Origin of the sequence: Aromatoleum sp., assembly GCF_032027225.1 — a bacterium.
In the GTDB taxonomy this organism is placed as follows: Bacteria; Pseudomonadota; Gammaproteobacteria; order Burkholderiales; family Rhodocyclaceae; genus Aromatoleum.
This window is the reverse complement of sequence record NZ_JAVSMM010000007.1, coordinates 46,504-67,035: the sequence shown is the minus strand read 5'-3', so window position 1 is coordinate 67,035 and position 20,532 is coordinate 46,504. Positions and strand designations below refer to the sequence as shown.

The window sequence follows — 20,532 nt, the reverse complement described above, 5'->3', positions numbered from 1 at the left end:
CGCCGCTGCGCGGCGGAACGTGCCGCGAAGCTGCGGCGCCCGGTGCTACAGCGGCAGCGCCGTCTCGTTCTTGATTTCGCGCAGCGCGACGCTCGAATGCGTCACGTCGACTTCGGGGAGCTTCAGCAGGAAGTCGTGCATGAAGGTCGAGAACGCTTCGAGGTTCGGCAGGTAGAGCTTCAGCAGGCAGTCGGTTTCGCCGAGCAGCTCGTAGCACTCGACGACTTCATTGCAGCCCTTGACGACGTTCTCGAAGCGGTCGAGGACGTCGGCGCCGTGCTTCTTCAGCTTGACCCGCACCCACACGCAGGTGCCGAGTCCGAGCTTGTGGCGGTCGAGCAGCGCGACGTAGCCGCGGATCAGCCCCGCCTCCTCCATTTCGCGAACGCGCCGCCAGCACGGCGACGGCGACAGGCCAACCTTCTCGGCGAGGTTCTGCGTGCTGATCGACGAATCCTGCTGCAGCTGCGCGAGGATGCGCCGCTGGGCCTGATCGAGTTTCATATCCGCACCCTGTTGCGTCGGGCCGCGCCGCGTCCGCACCGGCCGGGGCGCACTGGCGCAACCGACGCGTCCGTCGATCAGTAGACTTTCAGCAGCTCGACTTCGAACACCAGCGTCGCGTTCGGCGGAATCACGCCGCCGGCGCCGCGCGCGCCGTAGCCGAGTTCGGGCGGGATCGTCAGCTTGCGCTTGCCGCCTTCCTTCATCCCCTGCACGCCTTCGTCCCAGCCGCGGATCACGTGGCCGGCGCCGAGCGGAAATTCGAACGGGTCGTTGCGATCCTTGCTCGAGTCGAACTTGCGGCCGTCGGTCAGGCAGCCGGTGTAATGCACCGACACGCGCTTGCCCTTCTCGGCGGTCGCGCCGGTGCCGACTTCGATGTCATCGATGATGAGGCCGCTCGAGGTGGTGGTCTGGGTCATGCAATTCTCCTGTCGAGGTAAAGGCGCGGATTTTACCCGCCCTGCTTGCGCCGGTTCGCGAACTTCTCGCGGAACTTCGCGATCTTCGGCGCGACGACATACTGGCAGTACGACTGGTCGGAATTGCGCGCGTAGTAGTCGCGATGGAAGTCCTCGGCCGGCCAGAAGGTCTCGGCCATCTCGATCTTCGTCACGATCGCCGACGGATAGACGCGCATCTCGCCCATCTCCTCGACCAGCGCGAGCGCGTCGTGAAGCTGCGCCTCGCTGGTCGCGAAGATCGCGGAGCGGTACTGCGTGCCGACGTCGTTGCCCTGGCGGTCGACGCTCGTCGGGTCGTGGATGACGAAGAAGATCTCGAGCAGGTCGCGGTAGGAAACCACCTGGGGGTCGAACTCGATGCGTACCGCTTCCGCGTGGCCCGTCCCGCCGTCGCAGACCTGACGATAGGACGGGGATTCGACGCGGCCGCCGATGTAACCCGAGGTCACCGACTTCACTCCTTCCACATCCTTGAACACCGCTTCGAGACACCAGAAACAGCCACCCGCGAGGATGGCGGTTTCAGAAACCACAGGCACTTCCTGTTCCGTCATACGGATCACCTCCTTTGGAACCGCTGCCCTTCTGACTCCGGTCGGGCAGCATGATTCCCGGTTATCTGAACGAGATCGTGTAATAGATATCCGCCGAATTATCGCTGCCGCCACGGGCGACGACGGACACCCGGCGGGTGAGCTGATACGTCAGCTTGACGAGGTTTTCGGCGCCGCCGAGGCTCTGCTCGAAAGACAGGAAGAGGTCGGACGACAGGCGCTTACCCAGCGACAGGACTTGCCCGCTGACAGTTCCCTGGCCGGTGACGACGGTGCCGTCACCGACCACGCGGCTGGTCGGACTGCGCGTGACGCCGGTGAGTTCGCCCTGCCCGATCGAAAACTGGTCGAAACCGAGGCTGCGCGACATCTGGTCGGTCATGCCGCCGCCCGGCCCGCCGAGCAGCGCCTGCGCCGCGGGCAGCAGCAGCCCGAGGTCGGCGCCGCTGCCGGCGGTCGGCGGACGGCCGAGCACGAGCCAGGACAGCTTTTCCGGATCGGGCACGTTCGGCTCCGAGACCAGCCGCACTTGCGGGCGCCGCGCGCTGCCGACGATCGCGAGGCCGGCTTCGACCGCGAGGCCCTTGCGCAGCGCGACGATGTTGAGCCCCGGATTGTTCAGCGGCCCCTGGAAGTTGATCCGCCCCCGCTCGATCGCGAGGTTCTGGCCGTAGCCGCGGAAGGTGCCGCCCACCGTCGAGATCGTGCCGACCGCGCTGAGCGGTTCGCCGTCGCGCGTCCGCAGCCGCAAATCGCCGGTCAGCCGCGTGTCGACGCCGAGCGCCGACAGGTAAAGGTGGTCGCCGAGCGCGACGGCGACATCGGCCGAGAGCTTGAAGCCGCCTTTCTTCTGCGGTTCCTCGGTGCCGAGGACGACGACATCCGACGACAGGCTCGGCGGCGGCGTTTCCGCGAGTTCGACGTAGCCGGCGTTGGCGGCGAATTCGGCATTGAGGTCGAGCGAGGTCCAGGTGCTGCGCGCCGTGCCGCCACCGGTGAGGATCAGCCAGCGGTCGGGGCGCTGGAGGATCGGCAGCCGGTCCGCGACGTAGCGGAACTCGCCCGCCCCGCTGTCGAGCGCGATTTCGCCGGCCGCGGACAAGCGCCCCGGCTCCTGCGTGAAGCGGTCGACCGGCACGCGGTTGTCACGCGGGCGCACCCGGTTCGGCGACACGAATTCGAGCCGCACGAGGCGCAGCGCGTCGCGGTCGAACTCGGCGCGCAACTCGCCCCCCGACAGCTGCAGGCCCTGGTCGACGAGCGCAAGCGACAGCTCGCGGCCGTCGATGCTGCCGCTCGCACGCGGCGCCGCCGCCGTGCCGGCGAGCGCGAAATCCGCCGCCAGGCTGCCGCCGGTGACGATGTTCTCCTGCATCAGACGGCCGAACCACGCGATCGACGGCATCGTCAGCCGCGCCGAACCGAGCAGGTCGGCGTTCGGCGCGAGGCGCCAGCCTTCGGCCGCATCGTGCTCGGCAAGCGCCGTCGCCGAACCGACGAGCTCGCCGAGCTCGACGCCGCGCGCGTCCCACGACAGCGCGAGGCGGTTGTCCTGCACGCTCAAGCGCGCTTCGAGATGCTCCAGGCCGAGCCGCGCGGCGATCTCGCCTTCGACGCGCAGGTCGCCCGCTTCGCGGAACACGCGCGCAGTCCCGTTGGCCGTCTCACCGAGCCTCAGATCCCAGTCGGCGCCGAGCACGAGCGGTCCGGGCCCGCGACGCGCGCTGCCGTCGGCGCGGCGCACGAGTCCGAGCGCGAGGCCCGTCAGCGACCCGCGCGCGACGATGGACTCCGGCGTCCATTCGGTCGCGTGGAGGCGGATGCGTCCGCGCTCGCCCGCTTCGATGGTCGCGGCGCCGAGCGCGACGCGATCCCTGCCCGCGCGCAGCTCGGCGGGAGCGGTCAGGCGCGAAGGAAAGCGGCCGCTCGTTTCGAGCGACAGCAGGCGGCCTTCCCATGCGAGGTTCGCGAGCGCGCCGCCGGAGTCCGAAGTCACGGCGCTCGCCGCTGCAGCCTGCGTCGCCCTGCCGCGGGTCGCGGTGCCCCGCCGGCTTGCGGAAGTTTCGGCGCCTGCCCGCGCACCGCGGTCGGCTCCGCCGCGATCGCCAGCCGTCGCAGTCGGCGAGCGGAAACCGATCAGACCGCCTTCGAGCCGCAGGCGCACCGTGTCCTTCTCCAGCCCGCTCGCGACGAGGTCGATCGTGTGCGCGTTGCCCCGGCCGGTGATAGCGAGCGTCGCCTCATCGACGAGATTCGCTTCCTCGCCGCGTCCCAGCCCGGTGAGGCCGAGCGCCAATCGGACGTCCCCGTCGAAACCGTCGGCGAGGCGGCCTTCGGCATTGAGACCGGCGACGCGCAGGCCGCCGGGCAGGCGCAGCGACTCGGCGAACAGCGTGAGCGTGCCGGCCGGCCGCTCGACACTGCCGGAGATCGTCCCCTCGGCGCGCGCGCTGCCGCCGAACTCGTCGCCGAGCGCCGCGAGCGCCGGCGCGTCGAGGCGAAAATCGAGACTGTCGCCCGCGCGCCCCCATGCCCCGCGCAAATGCCCGGTATTGCCCGCGACGATCAGATCGACGTCACCGTCGACGAGGCGCTGCCCTTCGACCTCGACGCGGCCCCGGCCCGACACCGGTCGGCCGTCGAGGCGGCTCGGCCGCAGGTTCCAGGCGACGTCGTACCGCAGCGGATCGGCGAGATCGGCATGCGCTTCGAAACTCATGTTCAGGCTCGCTCGGGGCGCCGCGGCGACGAGCGCGTGCGGATCGAAACGCTCCAGCTCGCCGCTCGCGACGACCCGGCGAATTCCGTCGCCGTTTCGGGTCGCCGTCATCTCCCCGGTCGCCCGCACCCGCGCGTCGCCGATTCCGATGTCGAGCTTCGCGGTCTGCGCCGACTCGTCTCCGGCTGCCTCGACTGTCCCGGCGAGGACCGCGGTGGGCAGCCGCGCGTCGAGGCGCGCGGGATCGATGCGCGCGAGCTGCAGGTTCGCCACCAGACGGCCGAGTGCGCCGCCGGCGTTCCAGGCCGCGTCGCCGCTGATCGTGCCAGCGCCCGGAAGCTCGATCAGCAGCGCGTCGGCGCGGGTCGCCGCGGGCGTCCAGCGCAGCTGCGCGGCCAGCCGCTCGACCGGGAGCCCGCCGCGGTCGACCGTGTCCGGCTGGCGGTTCTCGATCGTGATCGGACCGACGAGTGCGGCCGCGTCGTCCGCGGCCGGCACAAGATCCGCCTCGACGCGCAGCGCGGCGCGGGGCGCGGCAGGGTTGAACGCCGACGGGTCGATCTCGCCGAGCGCAGCGTGAAGACGGCGCAGCGGCACCGGGTCGAACGGCGCCGCGAGAACATCCGCGCTGCCGGCAAGGCCGGCTCCCTCGGCATCGACGACGACGTGCGGCGCGACGAGATCACCATCGGCGCGGAAATTCAGCGCGTACGCGTGGCCGGTCAATTCGCCGCGCAGACTGCCGACAGCGTTCAGCGGAAAAGGCTGCGCGCCGCCGTCGAGCTCGCCCGCCAGCTCGGCTTGCCCGAACGGCAGCGACACACGCAGCCCGTCGATGCGATGCCGGCTGCCGTCGCTGCGGATCGTCGCCGTCAGCGCCGACAGCTCGAACGTGACGCCGGGGGCGACGGGCGGGACGGGCTCCGGTTCGGGCGCGGGTTCCGCGGTCCATTCGACGACCGCGAGGTGCCCGACCTCGAGCGCCGCGAGCGACAGCGAAACGGGCAGCGTAAGCGTCTGGGGCGGGCCGGAAGGGGGCGCTGCTTCCGTCGGCCGGGTCGCGACTACGACGTCCCCGACCGACAGCCTGGCGATATCGAGATGGCGGTCGAGCAGCGCCGCCGGGTTCCAGTCGAGCGAGAGGTCCTGCAGACGCAGGCGCAGGTCGGCGGTGTCGACACGCAGCATGCCGATCCGCAGCGGTCCGGCGAGACGGCCGGAAGCCGCCTCGAAGACTACCTGTCCGCCAGTCAGGCGCTCGGCCGTCCGGGCCGCGAACCGCAATCCGGATTCGGTCGTCACGACCCAGCCGGCGAACAGCGCCAGCACCGCGACCGCCAGCAGGACGACCAGCAGCACCGCGCCCGCGATCCGCCACGGGCGCCGCTTAGTCAGGGGAATGTCGGCCGGCTCCATCGCGATCTTCGCTCAAGCACCCCGGCCGTCGCTGCGCCGCGCCCCGTTACCCACTCGCCGATTCCTCCGTGTCGCGCCGAACTCCCGGCCTCCAACGACGATGCTGCGAACGACGTACCCGCGTGGGGCGACGAGAAAACGTTCAGCCGAACAGCGCGCGCAGGCCGTCACCCGGGTTCGGCACGCGCATGAACGCTTCGCCGACGAGGAAGGCATGGACCTGGTTCGCGCGCATCAGCGCGACGTCGTCCGGCGTTACGATGCCGGACTCGGTGACGACGAGGCGCTCGGCCGGGACGCGCCCGAGCAGGTCGAGCGTCGTCTGCAGGCTGACGTCGAAGGTGCGCAGGTTGCGGTTGTTGATGCCGACGAGCGGCGTGCGAAGTTGGAGCGCGATGTCGAGCTCGGCCGCGTCATGGACTTCGACGAGCACCGCCATGCCGAGGCTTTCGGCGACGGCTTCCATCTCGCGCATCATGTCGAGATCGAGCGCCGCAACGATCAGCAGGATCGCGTCCGCCCCCATCGCGCGCGCCTCGAACACCTGCCACGGATCGACGAGAAAATCCTTGCGCAGCGCCGGCAGCGCGCACGCGGCGCGCGCCGCCTGCAGATAAATCGGCGCGCCCTGGAAGAACTGCCGGTCGGTCAGCACGGACAGGCAGGCCGCGCCCGCACGCTCGTACTGCACCGCGATCTCGGCCGGGCGGAAGTCCTCGCGCATCACGCCCTTCGACGGGCTCGCCTTCTTGATCTCGGCGATCACCGCAGAGCTGCCGGCGGCGATCTTCGCGCGCAGCGCACCGACGAAATCGCGCGCCGGCGCCTGCGCTTCGGCTTCGGCCCGGACCGTGGCAAGCGGCCGCGCGGCGCTGCCGGCGGCGACTTCATCGCGCTTGACCGCGAGGATCTTGTTCAGGATGTCGCTCATCTCGCGCTCAGCCGAACTTGCGGTTGAAGGTCAGGAACTCGTCGAGCTTCGCGCGCGCGGCGCCGCTCTCGATGAGTTCGCGCGCGCGCGTAATCCCCGCCGGGATCGAGTCGACGACGTTCGCGGTGTAGAGCGCGACGCCGGCATTCAGGATCACGATCTCGCGCGCAGGACCGGGCCGGTTGTCGAGCACGCCGAGCAGCGTCTCCTTCGACTGCTCCGCCGACTCGACCGCGAGGTTGCGCGTGCCCATCATCTGCAGGCCGAAGTCTTCCGGGTGAATCTGATATTCGCGGATCTCGCCGTCCTTCAGTTCGCCGACCATCGTCGCGGCGCCGAGGCTGACTTCATCCATGCCGTCCATGCCGTACACGACGAGCACGTGGTTCGCGCCGAGGCGCTGCATCACGCGCGTCTGGATGCCGACAAGGTCGGGATGGAACACGCCCATCAGCGTGTTCGGCGCGCTGGCCGGGTTCGTCAGCGGGCCGAGGATGTTGAAGATCGTGCGCACGCCCATCTCGCGGCGCACCGCGGCGACGTTCTTCATCGCGCTGTGGTGCGCGGGAGCGTACATGAAGCCGATGCCGGTCGCCTCGATCGACTCGGCGACCTGCTCCGGCGCGAGGCCGAGCTTGACGCCGAGCGCTTCGAGGACGTCGGCCGCGCCGCTCTTCGACGACACGCTGCGCCCGCCGTGCTTCGCGATGCGCGCGCCCGCCGCGGCGGCGACGAAGATCGTCGTCGTCGAGATGTTGAACGTGTTCGCGCCGTCGCCGCCGGTGCCGACGACGTCGAGGAAGTTGTGGTCCGACCCGGGGACGGTCACCTTCGTCGCAAGCTCGCGCATCACGGTCGCCGCGGCGGTGATCTCGCCGATCGTCTCCTTCTTGACGCGCAGGCCGGTGATGATCGCCGCGGTCATCAGCGGCGAGATTTCGCCCGCCATGATCTGGCGCATCAGCGACAGCATCTCGTCGTAGAAGATTTCGCGGTGGTCGATCGTGCGTTGCAGCGCTTCCTGCGCAGTGATGGTCATGACGTCCCTTTTGCAGTGGCCGGACGCCGCGCGGCGCCGGGCCGGGTTTCAGTTCTGTTCGAGGAAATTCCGCAGCAGCTGGTGGCCCTGATCGGAAAGGATCGATTCGGGGTGGAACTGCACCCCCTCGACCGCGAGCGTGCGGTGGCGCACGCCCATGATCTCGCCGTCGTCGGTCCACGCCGTGACTTCGAGGCAGTCGGGCAGACTTTCGCGTTCGATCGCCAGCGAATGATAACGCGTGCAGGTGACCGGATTCGGCAGCCCGCGGAACACGCCCTGGCCTTCGTGGAACACCGGCGAGGTCTTGCCGTGCATCAGCCGCTTCGCGTGGACCACCTTGCCGCCGAACGCCGCGCCGATGCTCTGGTGCCCGAGGCACACGCCGAGGATCGGCAGCTTGCCGGCGAATTCACGGATCGCGGGCACCGAGATCCCGGCTTCGGCCGGCGTGCATGGCCCGGGCGAGATCACGAGTTGCGCGGGCTTCAGCGCCGCGAGCTGTTCGAGCGTCAGCTCGTCGTTGCGATACACCTTCACGTCCGCGCCGAGCTCGCCGAAATACTGCACGAGGTTGTACGTGAAGCTGTCGTAGTTGTCGATCATGAGTAACATATCACATATAACCTATTAATTTATAAGCAGTATGCTTGTTTACACCGCGCGCATTACTCACATCGTTATACACATTGGTACCAGATTCCAGCGGAGCAAGCGCCGAAACACTGCCCCAGCTAGCGGCAGCCCGCACAGGAAGCAACACCGCGTCGCGTTGAAGCAACGCGCGCGCACGGGGTCGCTGACGAGACTGCGGGGAGCCTGGGCGCCGGTTGGAGACGCACGGGGCCAAACGCCACCAAGACGTGGCGCACACGACAATATTTATGTTGAGGAGCTCTAGGGGCATCGGGCAATCTCCTTTGATCTTGGAGCCGCCGTGCCGGAGAGCCATCTGCCTGATCTTGCCCACCGACACGGCGGCAAGGTGCAGCTCAAGGCCGCAACGACGTGCCGCTTCCTACTGGAAACGCCACCACTGAGCAACGTTGATCGAAGCGGTACGGGCCATGGCAGACCTGAGTCAGTTGACCGGAAAGTGCATGCGGAAAAGTGCTTCCCACAGCAGCTTCATGTTCAATTAATTTTACCACGGACGTCCCGCAAGCCGTCTACCGTAGTAGCACGTCCTGCGCTTGCCTCGTTGGCGCCTGGGACCATCACGAAAACAGGTCAATCCTCCGACCGTGCGGTCATGGCCCTCACCCGCCCGATGAACCGCTTCATGGGCTCCGAGGGTTCGCCTTGGCGGCGCAGCAGGTAGGTAGAGAGCATCGGTGGGGTGCCGGCCAAGGGACGAACGGAGATGTCCGGGCGCTGTAGCGTCTGCACCTGCGAGGCGATGGCGAAGCCGATGCCGTAGCCGGCGCCGACCAGGGTCAACATCACGCCCAGGCTGGTCACTTCATCGACCAGCTTGAGCGGCGTGGCTGCGTCCTGCAGCATCGCTTGATTCTGATGGCGGCAGCCCGATCCCGATTCGGGATGGCACAGAACCAGCGGGAATTTCAAGGCTTCGGCCAGCGGCACCTGCACGTGTGCCAGCAAGGGATGGCGTGCGGGCACGATCACCGACAGCGGATCGGTCCACACCGGCTCGGCGACGAGGCCATCATGCACCGCGTTTGACAACGCAAAGCCGATGTCCAGCAGATCGTTGTGCAGCATCTTGAGCTGCTGTGCGAACGGCAGCTCGAAGACGCGAATCTCCAGCTCGGGCTCATCCTCGCGGCTGCGTGCCAGCAAGGTGGCAATGCGGGGCTGCGCCAGTCTGTCGCAGATGGCGATGCGCAGACTGCCTTGGTAGCCCTGTGCCGCCGCCTTGGCGCTCTTGATTGCCTGCTCCACGGTAGCCTGCACGCGCCGGCATTCGCCGAGGAACACTTGGCCGGCCCAGGTCAGCCGCGTCAGACGTGTGCTGCGGTCGAACAACTGTACGCCAAGCTGGTTTTCCAGGTCGCGCATCGCACGCGACACAGGCGATTGCTCGATGCCCAGACGCTCGGCTGCACGGGCCAGATGTAGTTCTTCCGCAACTGCGACGAAGTAACGCAGCAATCTGAAATCCACAGCCACCTCCCGTCTGTCTTGGTCTGGTTCGGCCTCTCCGGCCCCAGCACCTTCATCCGCATCCCGTCAGCACCTCCGCTGTTGTTTTTCAGAAGGCAAATGCAGGGAAGTTGCGGAGTGAACCTCATGGGACCAGTTGGAGCCGGGGGTAAGGGGCGATGTGACGGACGTCGAAGGTTGGAATCAAATTGTCCCGCCCGGATGTTTCCGGACGTGGCGATTCGTATGCCGGGCTCGAGACCCCTCCAGGATGGCAACGATGTCCTGCCGTCCCAAAGTCTGTGCGAGCCAGAGTTCGTCATGTCCCTCCGCATCGAGCTGGTTCCGCCTCGCACCGCCGACGAGGAGATGCCGGACCACCGACGTGTGGCCCTTGTAGACGGCCCAAAACAAGGGCCACTCCCCGTCCGCGTTGCGCGCGTCGGGACTGGCGCCGCGGCCGATCAGGAAGGAGACAATGTCGGCATGACCGTTGAAGGCGGCCCAGAAGAGGGGCGTCCATCCCCGACGATCCGGCAGGTCGACCGATGCACCACGCGCCAGTAGGCTGTCGACGACGGCCCATTGGCGATGATATGCCGCCAGGAAGATCAGGCTGCATCCCTCGGCGTCCTGCCAGTTGGCGGGCAATCCGTCATCCAGCCTCCTCCGCACCTCCGGGACGTTGCCTTGGCGAACGGCGTCGAGCAGTTCCGGGGTCACTCGGTCGCGCCAGGCTTCGTGATGGATGTCGTCATGCATCGTGTTGGTCCTGACGAGACGAACCAAGGATCTCCGGCCGTTGATCCATTGCAACGCCCCCCCTGCGTCCCGCGAGACAAGCGCATCAATTGAATTCCATCCGGTCGAATGTTCATGAGTTGCGTTTCGGGATCGGTGCGTTACAGTCCTTGAAGTTCACGTACACCTTGTCACCGACCTGCAACTGGGCATCGGCCGGCAGCTTGGCGGCGCGCGCATACGGGTGTCCATTGCGCAAGAACGCGACCATCACGTACGGCTCGTTGCCTTCCTTGTCCGATGCCCCGGTCCTGCAGTCATAGAACGACGGCCGCTTCAGGTTTTTCGCCGGCCCGATCTCGACCACAGTTCCCTTTCGCCATCCCTCATCCTGCGCGTACTTCCCTTCATGAACGATATTGCTCGCGCATCCCGTAAGGCCGGCAAGAGCTGCGAAAAAAACGATCTGGGTACGTACTTTCATTTGAACCTCTCTCGATTGGGTACGAACGCGAGCGCATTTCGCTGGCAGGCTGCCCCGCACGGTTCGTACCCGGTTTCAGTTTCAATTAGATGCTTGCAGCGGGCGCGGCCGGCGTGACGACCGCGATTCGCGACAATTGCCTTTGCTCATCGCGGGCGTGCGCGAGCCGGTACAGGGCAGGCAGCACCAGCAGCGTCAAAAGGGTGGAGGACAGGATGCCGCCGATCACGACCGTTGCCAGGGGCCGCTGCACTTCGGCGCCGGTCCCGACAGCGATGGCCATCGGCACGAACCCCAGAGACGCCACCAGCGCGGTCATCAGCACCGGGCGCAGTCGCGTCAGCGCGCCCTCGCGGATGGCGTCGTCAAGCGCTAGGCCATCGTCGCGCAGGCTACGGATGTACGAGATCATCACCAGTCCGTTCAGCACCGCGACGCCGGACAATGCGATGAAACCGACGCCGGCCGAGATGGACAGCGGGATATCGCGCAGCCACAGCGCAAGGATGCCGCCCGTGAGCGCGAACGGCACGCCGGTGAACACAAGCAATCCGTCCTTGATGTTGCCGAACATCCCGAAGAGCAGCGTGAAGACCAGTAGCAGCGCGACCGGCACCACGATCTGCAAGCGTTGGGCGGCGCTCTGCAATTGCTCGAAAGTGCCGCCCCAAGTCGTCCAGTAGCCCGGAGGCACCTCTACGGCTTCGGTGATCCGGGCTTCGGCTTCCGCCACGAAGGAGCCAATGTCGCGACCCCGCACGTTTGCCGTCACGACCACACGGCGCTTGCCGTTCTCGCGGCTGATCTGGTTCGGACCGGGCGCCGATCGAATGCTTGCGACGTCTCCCAGGCGCACGAATCCGCGGGCGGCACCGTTGTCCCCGGCCGGTAGCCGGAGCGGTAGGCGCTGCATCGCGTCGAGGTCGCTGCGCAAGGCTTCGGGCAGCCGAACCAGGATATCCAAGCGCCGGTCGCCCTCGAACACCGCACCGGCCTCCTGGCCGCCCAGTGCGGCGGAGACGCTGTCCTGCACATCAGCGACGTTCAGGCCCAGTCGGGCGGTGCGGTCGCGGTCGATGTGCACCGTCAGCATCGGCAAGCCGGTCGTCTGCTCCACTTTCACATCGGCGGCCCCGGGAATGCCTTCCAGCACCTCGGAGATGCGCTCCGCGGTCTCGGTCATGACGTCCATGTCGTCACCGAACACCTTCACCGCGACGTCACTGCGAACCCCCGAGATGAGCTCGTTGAAGCGCATCTGGATCGGTTGCGTGAACTCATAGTTGTTGCCCGGTACCTGCTGGACAGCGGTCTGCATCGCCTCGACGAGTTCGGCCTTGGGTCGCTTCGGGTCCGGCCATTGGTCGCGCGGCTTGAGGATCACGAAGTTGTCGGCCACGTTCGGCGGCATCGGATCGGTGGCGATCTCGGGGGTGCCGATCTTGGCGAACACGGTATCGACCTCGGGGAAGGCTTTCACCGTCTGCTCGAGCTGCATCTGCATGGCGATAGACTGAGTGAGGCTGGTGCCCGGAATCCGCAGCGCGTGCAAGGCAACGTCGCCTTCGTCGAGGCTCGGGATGAATTCGCTGCCCATGCGCGTCGCGAGCAAGCCCGACAGCACCACGCAAACGCACGCGATCGTGAGCACGAGCGGCTTTCTCGCCATCACCCAGTCGAAGCTCGGGGCATAGCCGCACCTGGCCCAGGTCATGAGGCGGTTTTCCTTCTCGCTGATCTTGCCCGAGAGAAACAGCGCCACGGCAGCCGGCACGAAGGTCACCGACAGGATCATTGCGCCCACGAGCGCCGTCACGACGGTGAACGCCATCGGGTGGAACATCTTGCCCTCGACCCCGGTCAGCGCAAAGATCGGCAGATACACCACCATGATGATGAGCTGACCGAAGAGCAGCGCCCGCCGCGACTCTTTGGAGGCCACGAACACCTCATGGAAGCGTTCGTTGCGCGTCAGTGGGCGCCCGGCCGCGGCCTGCGCGTGCGCAAGGCGCCGCACGCAGTTCTCGACGATCACCACCGCGCCGTCGATGATGATGCCGAAGTCGAGCGCGCCCAGGCTCATCAGGTTGGCGCTGACCTTGTTGCTCACCATGCCGGTAAAGGTGAACAGCATCGCCAGCGGAATCACCAGCGCGGTGATGATCGCCGCACGGATGTTTCCGAGAAACAGGAACAGGATCACGATGACGAACAGTGCACCTTCGGTCAGGTTCTTCTTGACCGTCGCAATGGCCTTGTCGACAAGCAAGGTGCGGTCGTAAACGGTCTTGGCGACGACACCCGCGGGCAGCGTCTTGTTGACCGCCTGCAGGCGCTGATCGACCGCGCGCGACACGTCCCGGCTGTTCTCGCCGATCAGCATGAACACCGTGCCCAGTACCACTTCGCGGCCGTTCTCCGTTGCGGCGCCGGTGCGCAACTCCTTGCCCAGGCCCACCTCGGCCACATCGCGAATGCGAATCGGCACGCCGCGGGCGTGTCCGACGATGACGTTGGCGATGTCGTCGATATTCGACACCTGTCCGGGGGCGCGAATCAGGTACTGCTCGCCGCTGCGTTCGATGTAGCCGGCGCCGACGTTCGCGTTGTTGCGCTCCAGCGCGGTCACGACGTCGCTGATGGCAAGGCCAAACGACACCAGACGGTCGGGCAGCGGTGCGACGTGAAACTCCTTGGCATAGCCGCCGATGGTGTTGATCTCGGTCACGCCCGGCACGGTGCGCAGCTGCGGCTTGATGATCCAGTCCTGGATCTCGCGCAGGTCCATCAGCGTGTAGGCCGTGCCATCCGGTTTCCGGGCGCCGTCCTCGGCTTCCACCGTCCACATGTAGATCTCGCCGAGACCGGTGGCTATCGGTCCGAGTGCCGGCGCGAGTCCGGGGGGCAGTTTGCTGCGTGCCTCCTGGATGCGTTCGTTGACAAGCTGGCGCGCGAAGTAGATGTCGGTGCCGTCCTTGAACACGACGGTAACCTGTGACAGCCCGTAGCGCGACAGCGAGCGCGTCTCTTCGAGCAGTGGCAGCCCCGCCATCGCGGTTTCGATCGGGAAGGTGACGCGCTGCTCGGCCTCCAGCGGCGAGTAGCCGGGGGCCTCGGTGTTGATCTGCACCTGGACGTTGGTGATGTCCGGCACGGCGTCGATGGGCAGGCGCTGGTAATTATAGATGCCCATTCCGACCATGCCGAGCACAGCCAGGAGGACGATCCATCGTTGATCGATGGCGAAACGGATGATGCGTTCGAACATGGGATATCCCTCAGAGTGCCGCAGCGTCGCGTTCGCCGGTGCGGATACGCACCGCCGCAGCAAGCTCCGCGATCCCGACGATGCCGTCGCCCGGATGGCCGGTATGGGCCGCCGCGGTCACGGCTTCGACGATGGCCGACGCATCGTCATCGGCGCACAGGACGAGCAGGACCAGCGCGTCGTGTGCATCCGGATTCCATTCGTCGGCAACGAAATGGTGATCCTGGCCGTGGCCGCGCGCGTGCCCCCTCGCCTTGAAAACCGTGAAACCCGGCAGGTGCGGCAGCGCATGGAGTGCCGTTTCCACGGCTTCGAGCCGCTGCGGGCGAATGATTGCGGTGATCTGTTTCATCGTCGTGCCTCCGGATCAGTGATCGTGGCTTGCGCCGGCTTTGCCCAGCTCTGCCTTGATGACGAAGCTGTTCTTCGCGGCATAGCGTTCGCCCGCCCGGAGCCCGCTCAGGACCTCGACATGGCGGCCGTCGCTGCGGCCCAGTTCGAGCGGTCGGGCTTCGAGCGCATCGCCGTAACGGCCGAACACCACTTTCCAGTCGCGCAGGTCCTGGATCGCGTCGGCGGCTACGGCGACCGGCACCGGCGTTTCGTCCGCAAGCACCTCGACGGTGACCGGCAAACCCGGTCGCCACAGCCCCTTGTCGTTGGCTACGACGATGCGTGCCATCGCGCTGCGGGTCTGTTCGCCCATCAGCGCGCTGACATACGCGATACGGCCTTCGGCTGCGGCTTCAAAGGCATTGGCCCGCACGCTCGCTTTCTGCCCCGTCGCGACCACGGCCAGGTCCTGCACCGACACCGGCGCCTCGATCCACACCGACGACAGGTCGGACACGGTGAACAAGCCGGCATCCTCCTTGACCGATTCGCCCACCGAGACCCGCTTGTCGGTGACGACACCGTCGATCGGCGCGCGCAGCTCGTAGCGCGTCAGGCTCCCGTCGCCCCCCGGCGCACTGCCCAGCGTAGCGAGTTTCTGCCGCGCACTCAGCGCATCGATCTCGGCTTCCTGCATCGCGGCGCGCGCCTGCAACATGTCCTGTTCCGGGGAGATCTTCTCTTCCCACAAGGTCTTCTCACGCTCGTACGTGGTGCGTGCAAGGGCCAGGCGGCGCTGTGCCGCGAGGAACTCCGTGCGCTGATCCGCCAGGGCCTGGCTGCTCAGCACGGCCAGCACCTGACCCTTGCGAACGCGGTCGCCGGCGTTGGCGGCAACGGACTCCACCAGCCCTGCCAGTCGGGGCACAACCTGCACGGTGCGGTCGCTGTTGTAGCGGACCTCCCCGAGCAGGCTCACAGTGGTTCCGATCATGGCCGGCCCCGCAGTGGCGAGTTCCACGCCCGCTCCCTGCAACTGCGCATCGGTCATCGCGACGCGAGCTTCCGCCTGTTCGTAGCCGAACTGGTAGGTCTTGCCCTCATGCACCGCCCGTACCTTCACCGCGAAGGAATGCGGCTCGACTACCACGGCGTCGCCCTTGAGGTAGTCCTTTTCCTTTTCGAACTTGAAGACTTGCGCCGGTTGCCCCAGGCGCTCGAGCGTGAGCTCGACCTGGCTCTGGTCGACAGCGAGCGGCTTGCCGTCGAGATAGGTGTACAGGCGGAACTGCGGCTCGACCCCGGTCTCGAAGATCGTCACTTCGACTGCGTAGCGCCCATCGCGCAACAACTTGCCGCCATGCGGACCTTTCGCCGGTTCGGCACGCGCCTCATCGTGCGCCTCGCCGTCTTCGTCGTCGTGCTCGTCGGCATGCTGGCCGCCCTTCTCGTCGTCATGGGCTGCCTCCTGGTGCTCGCCATGCCCGTCGCCGGCCGGGGCGGTTTTCTCGCTGGTCAGGATCGCGGCGCCAAGTAGGAATCCGGCGGCGAGAACGGCGACAATCGCCAACATCTGCTTCTTGGGTTTCGGTTCGTTCATAGATGTCTCCAATGCTTTCAACGGGTAGCGGGCGCGGATGCGAGGGGTTCCGCATCACCGCTTCCCAGGATGCGATCCAGTTCGGCGCGGGCGCGATGCGCCTCGGCCATCGCGCGCAGCGCCTGCACGCGCGCCTCCAGCAGCGTTCGCTGGGCGTCGAGCGCCTCGAGGAAGCTGAACTTGCCGAGTTCGAATCCCTTGACCGCCGCTTCATAGGCGCTTTGTGCGCCGGGGAGAACCTGCGTGGCGAGCGATCCGGCCTGCGTGCGGGCCGACTCCAGCCGCTCGCGCGCCTGCACGGCGTCGGCGGAAACCTGAAGTTGAGCGAATCTCAGCTCCTCGCGGGCCTTGTCCTCGCGCTTCAGCGCCTCCAACAGGTTGCCCTGGTTGCGGTCGAACAGCGGGAGCGGAATCGACACGCCGACGACCGCTTGGTTGCGGCCGAGCGCTTCCTCGCGCTTCGCCCCCAGGCTGACGGTGAGATCCGGGATACGGCGTGCCTTCTCGAGTTCGGTGAGGGCCATGCGGCGCTCGATCTCCAGTCGCGCCCGCCGCAGCGCTGGCGCGTTCTCCACCTGTCGCTGCAGGTCGTCCAGCGTCGGGGCGGTCGGCAACGCGTCGAGACGGCCATCGAGCACCAAAGCGTGAGGCTGGCCTTGCCCGAGCAGCGCAGCCAGTTGTGCCTGCGCACCCCGCCACTCGCTGCGCGCCTGATTTGCTTCCACTTGCACGCCGGCTTCCGCGACCTGCGCCTTGGTTTCCTCGATCGGCGCCACCTTGCCGGCCTTCACGCGCAAAGCCGCCGCGCGCGTCGCGCGCCCGGCCAATTCAAGGGCTTCGTCTGCCACGCGCACGCGTTCCTGCGCGGCGAGCGCATCGAAATAGCCCGTGGTGACGGCCGCACGTAGCGCCAGTCGCCGTGCCGCCAAGTCCTCGGTTGCGATGGCGTAGCCGCGCTCGGCTGCGACCAGGCGTGCCGTCCGCTTGCCGCCCAGTTCGATCGGCTGGTTCAGTTGCAGCGTGGTGGTGCGTGTTGCGCGCTGCGTGTCTTCCTGCAGGTAGGAAAGTTCGGGATTGGGGTATGCGCCCGCCTGTTGGCGAATGCCTTCGTTGGCGCTCACCTCCAGCGCGGCGGCCGCAAGATCCGGGTTATGGCTGAGCGCAAGGTCGATGGCTTGGCGCAGGGAGAGTCGTTGTGCTCCTGCCGCGGCGATCGCGGTCGGCGCCTGGGCAGGCGTTGGCGCAAGCGCAGCCGGTACCGATTCAACGTTCGGGGAGCGGGTCGTGGGGCGGTCCTGCGCCCATGCGGCTACGGGAAGGCACAACGCCACACACAGCGTCACGCCGCCCCTCGGGGGTATTCTTCTCATGTAATCCTCGTCGGAAAAAGGTCCGATACGCTCGGGCGATGGGCGCAGCGAGACGGATCATGGAAAACCGACGAGGGAGAGTGCGCGATCGAGAATCGATCGGTGCGTGGACTACACTGATTACCTTCGCCGGCTTGTCAGGCGAGGGTGACTTGGGGCGGACGAAGCAGGTTGTCGAACGGAGGGTCGGGGACAAACGTCCCGTAGAGGCTTTCACCTGTCCCGGATGCAAAGATCTCGGGCAGGCGCGAGTCATGAACGATGGCGTGAGTGCAGTGGCTGTGTTCGTGGTCGGCACTGCAACTCGCGTCCCATGCCTTGCCTTTCTGCCCCGCATCGGCTTTCACTGTGCTGCCATGATGCTCGCGGTGATGTGCGTGATGGCCGATATGCTGCACGGCGGCCGGCCCCTCCTCGTGCAGGCAATACGCAGCCAGGACAGCGGTTCCCCACTGCAGCGGCAGAAATAACACGAGCAAGGCGATCACGTAATTGCGCACGAGACCGATTGTAGGTTAACGCGAATCTGCCGTCACTTCGCCAGCGCACCCGCGGCGGGACGGACGCACTTTGACCAATGCATCGGAGGGGCGCCACAGCTTGTACCGGTCATGCAAAGTTGAGCACCGCCCGCAGCCCTCGAAACGGCGCCGCGGGTGTGGGGTCTCACCGCATACCACCTGCATCAGGTGCGGCCCGATGTCGAGGCACGCATGAGCTAGTCCCTGTGACAAGCACACCGGCTCCCGTCCGCCTGGACGGGGGGGCACGGCACGGTGCCGTACGAGCAGAACACACAGCAGTCGCCCGGCCGCGGCCTGAACACCACGTGGCACCGCTCGCACTCGTAGAACCACTGGCACGCGTCGGTCGGCATCGTTTCCGTCTTCGCGTGACCGCAGGCCGGGCAGGACAGCGTCGATTCGAGAACAATCGCGCTCATCGCTTGCCGCCAGCCGCGCTGGAAGGGTAGCCCGCATCGTGCGTCGCCCGGGTCAGCGTCTCGACATTCGTCTTGACGTTGTCGAAGGTCACAGTCGCTTCGCGCTTGTCGAAGTTCACCGTCACCGCCTCCACGCCGGCAACCTTGCTCAGCGCATTTTTGACGGTGATCGGGCAGACCGGGCAATCCATCGTCGGCACCGACAGAGTGATTGTCGTGGAAGCGGCCCAAGTCGGCAGCGAAAGCGCGATCAGCGATGTAAGCACCAGCAGAGGTGTTCTCACGTTCGACTCTCCTTTCAATAAAACCATGGTGCGATCGTAGGGAAGACGAGCGCAATCAGCACCAGCACGGCCACGATCACGAAGAGAAGCTTGTGCGCCCTATTGACCGGCGGGGCCCCGCACACGACGCCAGGCGTACACGTCGCGGCTGACTGCCGCCAGATTCGTCGCCACGCAAGCAGCAGCGAGGCGGCAGCCGTCGCGACGAACAGCGGGCGATAGGGCTCGAGGACGGTCAAGCTGCCGATCCATGCGCCGGAAAAACCGAGCGCCAGCAGCACCAGCGGCCCAAGGCAGCAGGCCGACGCGAGGACGGCTGCGACTCCGCCGGTGATCAGGCTGCCGCGGCCATCACGGCGGCTATCGAGGCGATTGTTGATCGAGGTCTTCCAATCCATGGTGTAAGCTTACTTCCGTACTTAAGTACGGAATCAAGCGCGATGAAGAACCCGTCCGACGGTTTGTCGATCGGCGCGTTGGACGCGGCGGCGGGTGTCCACGTCGAGACGATCCGCTTCTACCAGCGCAAGGGCCTGCTGCCTGAGCCCCAGCGGCCGCGCGGCGGCATTCGCCGTTACGGCGACGGCGTTCTTGCCCAGGTGCGCTTCATCAAGTCAGCGCAACGGCTCGGTTTTTCGCTCGAGGAAGTGGGCGAACTGCTGAAGCTCGAGGACGGCGCCCAGTGCGACGAGGCACGCAGCCTCGCCGAGCGCAAGCTCACTGCCGTGAGGGTAAGGCTCGCCGATCTGCGCAACATCGAGTCGGTGCTGAGTGAGCTCGTCGTCCGGTGTGGGTCGTCGCGAGGTGCTGTGACGTGTCCGCTCATCGCTTCGCTGCAATCGAACGCATGATCGAACCTGAAAGACCGGACGCGACCATCATGGTCGCGACTACGTAAGTTGCTCGTCGCTCATATGCCTACCAGCCGCAGCCTATTGATGGCCACGATCAGACTCGCCCCCATGTCGGCGAACACCGCCATTCACAGCGTTGCTTGTCTCGAAGGTGCAGGCGCAAAAAACAGCGCCTTGATGCCGTGGGCGAGCGTGTTGTTCTGCTTTAGTCTGTATGAGGTTCCTCGCAAAAGCGTGATGAAGCGCGGCAGCTTGCGCCGTTTGTCGTCCATAAACGCGATGTCCGCTGTCTCGATCACCGTGTCCGTGCCCACCGCCCCCTCGCGATTCCAACGTACCTGATTGGCCAATCGCAAGCGCCATGGTTGGATTGAAGGCTCAGGGGTGAGCGTCCGCCGGGTGTATCATGAGCCGTGGCGAGGGGGACGGAGGCTACCCTGAGATGAGCATGGGAATGATGGAGGGCATGGGCGGGATGATGCTCGGCATGGGACTGTTGGGTTTGTTGCTAATTCTGGTTGTGGTCGTTGTTGCCGCCGCGGCGATCAAATATCTCTTTTTCAACCGCCACAGCGACAAGTAACCTGCCGTGAGCCCTCACACGGTCTGAGTCAAACTCGGACAGCGGCGGTGTTGACTACGCCGTTGGTGCAAGTGGCACCATCAGCTGGCTCGGATCTCACGGCGCTTTGCACTTCGCAAGTGACCCTGTCCCTGTTTCAGTGCGGGTCTGAAGTGGAAAAACCGGGCGCAACAGCCTAGCAGGCTCTGTCTGTGTACAAGATGACGCGACGATTACAACTGCAACAGTTGTAAATGCAAGCGGAACAACACCGCTCGCCAAAGGCACGTCGTTTCTTCGGCAGCTCCCCCCATCTACCTTGCCAGCTTCCCCTCCACCTTTGCGACATCAGGAGGTGTT

General features: G+C 66.4%; 20 protein-coding genes and 1 pseudogene. 2 read left to right on the top strand and 19 right to left on the bottom strand.

Annotated elements, in window-relative coordinates:
- Positions 1-45 precede the first annotated feature (45 nt).
- The 18 genes from ROZ37_RS09880 to merT all read right to left on the bottom strand — a co-directional run bounded on the left by ROZ37_RS09880 (position 46) and on the right by merT (position 19,154).
- On the bottom strand, positions 46-504 hold the full coding sequence (locus ROZ37_RS09880; protein WP_312659164.1) for an Lrp/AsnC family transcriptional regulator: 459 nt from the start codon (positions 502-504) through the stop codon (positions 46-48).
- Between the two features lie 77 nt (positions 505-581).
- Positions 582-926 carry an FKBP-type peptidyl-prolyl cis-trans isomerase gene (locus tag ROZ37_RS09875; protein WP_312659163.1) on the bottom strand — a complete coding sequence of 115 codons (345 nt, stop codon included), beginning with the start codon at positions 924-926 and terminating at the stop codon, positions 582-584.
- A gap of 32 nt (positions 927-958) precedes the next feature.
- Positions 959-1,522: a peptide-methionine (S)-S-oxide reductase MsrA gene (gene msrA / locus ROZ37_RS09870; protein ID WP_312659162.1), complete on the bottom strand. Its 564-nt coding sequence runs from the start codon at positions 1,520-1,522 to the stop codon at positions 959-961.
- A 61-nt stretch (positions 1,523-1,583) separates the two neighbouring features.
- Positions 1,584-5,657 carry a translocation/assembly module TamB domain-containing protein gene (locus ROZ37_RS09865; RefSeq protein WP_312659161.1) on the bottom strand — a complete coding sequence of 1,358 codons (4,074 nt, stop codon included), beginning with the start codon at positions 5,655-5,657 and terminating at the stop codon, positions 1,584-1,586.
- Between the two features lie 142 nt (positions 5,658-5,799).
- A complete protein-coding gene (gene trpC / locus ROZ37_RS09860; RefSeq protein ID WP_312659160.1) occupies positions 5,800-6,588 on the bottom strand; it encodes an indole-3-glycerol phosphate synthase TrpC in 789 nt (262 codons plus the stop codon).
- Between the two features lie 7 nt (positions 6,589-6,595).
- A complete protein-coding gene (gene trpD / locus ROZ37_RS09855; RefSeq protein ID WP_312659159.1) occupies positions 6,596-7,627 on the bottom strand; it encodes an anthranilate phosphoribosyltransferase in 1,032 nt (343 codons plus the stop codon).
- Between the two features lie 48 nt (positions 7,628-7,675).
- Positions 7,676-8,242 carry an aminodeoxychorismate/anthranilate synthase component II gene (locus ROZ37_RS09850; protein ID WP_312659158.1) on the bottom strand — a complete coding sequence of 189 codons (567 nt, stop codon included), beginning with the start codon at positions 8,240-8,242 and terminating at the stop codon, positions 7,676-7,678.
- Between the two features lie 615 nt (positions 8,243-8,857).
- On the bottom strand, positions 8,858-9,754 hold the full coding sequence (locus ROZ37_RS09845; protein WP_312659157.1) for a LysR family transcriptional regulator: 897 nt from the start codon (positions 9,752-9,754) through the stop codon (positions 8,858-8,860).
- Positions 9,755-9,937: 183 nt separating this feature from the next.
- Positions 9,938-10,495 (bottom strand): ankyrin repeat domain-containing protein, encoded by a 558-nt coding sequence (locus ROZ37_RS09840; protein ID WP_312659156.1) that lies wholly within the window; start codon positions 10,493-10,495, stop codon positions 9,938-9,940.
- A 112-nt stretch (positions 10,496-10,607) separates the two neighbouring features.
- On the bottom strand, positions 10,608-10,958 hold the full coding sequence (locus ROZ37_RS09835; protein ID WP_312659155.1) for a hypothetical protein: 351 nt from the start codon (positions 10,956-10,958) through the stop codon (positions 10,608-10,610).
- A gap of 85 nt (positions 10,959-11,043) precedes the next feature.
- Positions 11,044-14,226, bottom strand: a complete 3,183-nt coding sequence (locus ROZ37_RS09830) for a CusA/CzcA family heavy metal efflux RND transporter (protein ID WP_312659154.1) — start codon at positions 14,224-14,226, stop codon at positions 11,044-11,046.
- A gap of 10 nt (positions 14,227-14,236) precedes the next feature.
- Positions 14,237-14,578 carry a P-II family nitrogen regulator gene (locus ROZ37_RS09825; protein ID WP_312659153.1) on the bottom strand — a complete coding sequence of 114 codons (342 nt, stop codon included), beginning with the start codon at positions 14,576-14,578 and terminating at the stop codon, positions 14,237-14,239.
- Positions 14,579-14,593: 15 nt separating this feature from the next.
- Positions 14,594-16,159 carry an efflux RND transporter periplasmic adaptor subunit gene (locus tag ROZ37_RS09820; protein WP_312659152.1) on the bottom strand — a complete coding sequence of 522 codons (1,566 nt, stop codon included), beginning with the start codon at positions 16,157-16,159 and terminating at the stop codon, positions 14,594-14,596.
- Positions 16,160-16,176: 17 nt separating this feature from the next.
- Positions 16,177-17,529, bottom strand: a complete 1,353-nt coding sequence (locus ROZ37_RS09815) for a TolC family protein (RefSeq protein ID WP_312659151.1) — start codon at positions 17,527-17,529, stop codon at positions 16,177-16,179.
- Between the two features lie 137 nt (positions 17,530-17,666).
- Complete coding sequence (locus ROZ37_RS09810; protein WP_312659150.1) at positions 17,667-18,029, bottom strand: hypothetical protein; 363 nt, start codon at positions 18,027-18,029, stop codon at positions 17,667-17,669.
- A 218-nt stretch (positions 18,030-18,247) separates the two neighbouring features.
- Positions 18,248-18,472: a GDCCVxC domain-containing (seleno)protein gene (locus ROZ37_RS09805; RefSeq protein ID WP_312659149.1), complete on the bottom strand. Its 225-nt coding sequence runs from the start codon at positions 18,470-18,472 to the stop codon at positions 18,248-18,250.
- Positions 18,469-18,744, bottom strand: coding sequence for a mercury resistance system periplasmic binding protein MerP (gene merP / locus ROZ37_RS09800; RefSeq protein ID WP_409449951.1), 276 nt, complete (start codon positions 18,742-18,744; stop codon positions 18,469-18,471). The genes ROZ37_RS09805 and merP overlap by 4 nt, the downstream gene beginning before the upstream one ends.
- A gap of 26 nt (positions 18,745-18,770) precedes the next feature.
- Positions 18,771-19,154 (bottom strand): mercuric ion transporter MerT, encoded by a 384-nt coding sequence (gene merT, locus ROZ37_RS09795; protein WP_312659147.1) that lies wholly within the window; start codon positions 19,152-19,154, stop codon positions 18,771-18,773.
- Between the two features lie 42 nt (positions 19,155-19,196).
- Between merT and merR the strand changes: the two genes are divergently transcribed.
- Positions 19,197-19,607, top strand: a complete 411-nt coding sequence (gene merR / locus ROZ37_RS09790; protein ID WP_312659145.1) for an Hg(II)-responsive transcriptional regulator — start codon at positions 19,197-19,199, stop codon at positions 19,605-19,607.
- A gap of 59 nt (positions 19,608-19,666) precedes the next feature.
- Here the strand turns inward: merR and ROZ37_RS09785 are convergent.
- Positions 19,667-19,930 (bottom strand): annotated as a pseudogene (locus ROZ37_RS09785) (cation-transporting P-type ATPase); the annotation flags it as partial.
- Between the two features lie 122 nt (positions 19,931-20,052).
- Here ROZ37_RS09785 and ROZ37_RS09780 point away from each other — a divergent pair.
- Complete coding sequence (locus tag ROZ37_RS09780; RefSeq protein ID WP_312659143.1) at positions 20,053-20,193, top strand: hypothetical protein; 141 nt, start codon at positions 20,053-20,055, stop codon at positions 20,191-20,193.
- The last annotated feature ends 339 nt before the right edge of the window (positions 20,194-20,532 follow it).

Excerpts from the sequence above, each read along its gene's own strand:
- ROZ37_RS09880 (WP_312659164.1), bottom strand. The coding sequence starts at position 504 with ATGAAACTCGATCAGGCCCAGCGGCGCATCCTCGCGCAGCTGCAGCAG.
- ROZ37_RS09875 (WP_312659163.1), bottom strand. The coding sequence starts at position 926 with ATGACCCAGACCACCACCTCGAGCGGCCTCATCATCGATGACATCGAA.
- msrA (WP_312659162.1), bottom strand. The coding sequence starts at position 1,522 with ATGACGGAACAGGAAGTGCCTGTGGTTTCTGAAACCGCCATCCTCGCG.
- ROZ37_RS09865 (WP_312659161.1), bottom strand. The coding sequence starts at position 5,657 with ATGGAGCCGGCCGACATTCCCCTGACTAAGCGGCGCCCGTGGCGGATC.
- trpC (WP_312659160.1), bottom strand. The coding sequence starts at position 6,588 with ATGAGCGACATCCTGAACAAGATCCTCGCGGTCAAGCGCGATGAAGTC.
- trpD (WP_312659159.1), bottom strand. The coding sequence starts at position 7,627 with ATGACCATCACTGCGCAGGAAGCGCTGCAACGCACGATCGACCACCGC.
- ROZ37_RS09850 (WP_312659158.1), bottom strand. The coding sequence starts at position 8,242 with ATGTTACTCATGATCGACAACTACGACAGCTTCACGTACAACCTCGTG.
- ROZ37_RS09840 (WP_312659156.1), bottom strand. The coding sequence starts at position 10,495 with ATGCATGACGACATCCATCACGAAGCCTGGCGCGACCGAGTGACCCCG.
- ROZ37_RS09835 (WP_312659155.1), bottom strand. The coding sequence starts at position 10,958 with ATGAAAGTACGTACCCAGATCGTTTTTTTCGCAGCTCTTGCCGGCCTT.
- ROZ37_RS09830 (WP_312659154.1), bottom strand. The coding sequence starts at position 14,226 with ATGTTCGAACGCATCATCCGTTTCGCCATCGATCAACGATGGATCGTC.
- ROZ37_RS09825 (WP_312659153.1), bottom strand. The coding sequence starts at position 14,578 with ATGAAACAGATCACCGCAATCATTCGCCCGCAGCGGCTCGAAGCCGTG.
- ROZ37_RS09820 (WP_312659152.1), bottom strand. The coding sequence starts at position 16,159 with ATGAACGAACCGAAACCCAAGAAGCAGATGTTGGCGATTGTCGCCGTT.
- ROZ37_RS09815 (WP_312659151.1), bottom strand. The coding sequence starts at position 17,529 with ATGAGAAGAATACCCCCGAGGGGCGGCGTGACGCTGTGTGTGGCGTTG.
- ROZ37_RS09805 (WP_312659149.1), bottom strand. The coding sequence starts at position 18,472 with ATGAGCGCGATTGTTCTCGAATCGACGCTGTCCTGCCCGGCCTGCGGT.
- merT (WP_312659147.1), bottom strand. The coding sequence starts at position 19,154 with ATGGATTGGAAGACCTCGATCAACAATCGCCTCGATAGCCGCCGTGAT.
- merR (WP_312659145.1), top strand. The coding sequence starts at position 19,197 with ATGAAGAACCCGTCCGACGGTTTGTCGATCGGCGCGTTGGACGCGGCG.
- ROZ37_RS09780 (WP_312659143.1), top strand. The coding sequence starts at position 20,053 with ATGAGCATGGGAATGATGGAGGGCATGGGCGGGATGATGCTCGGCATG.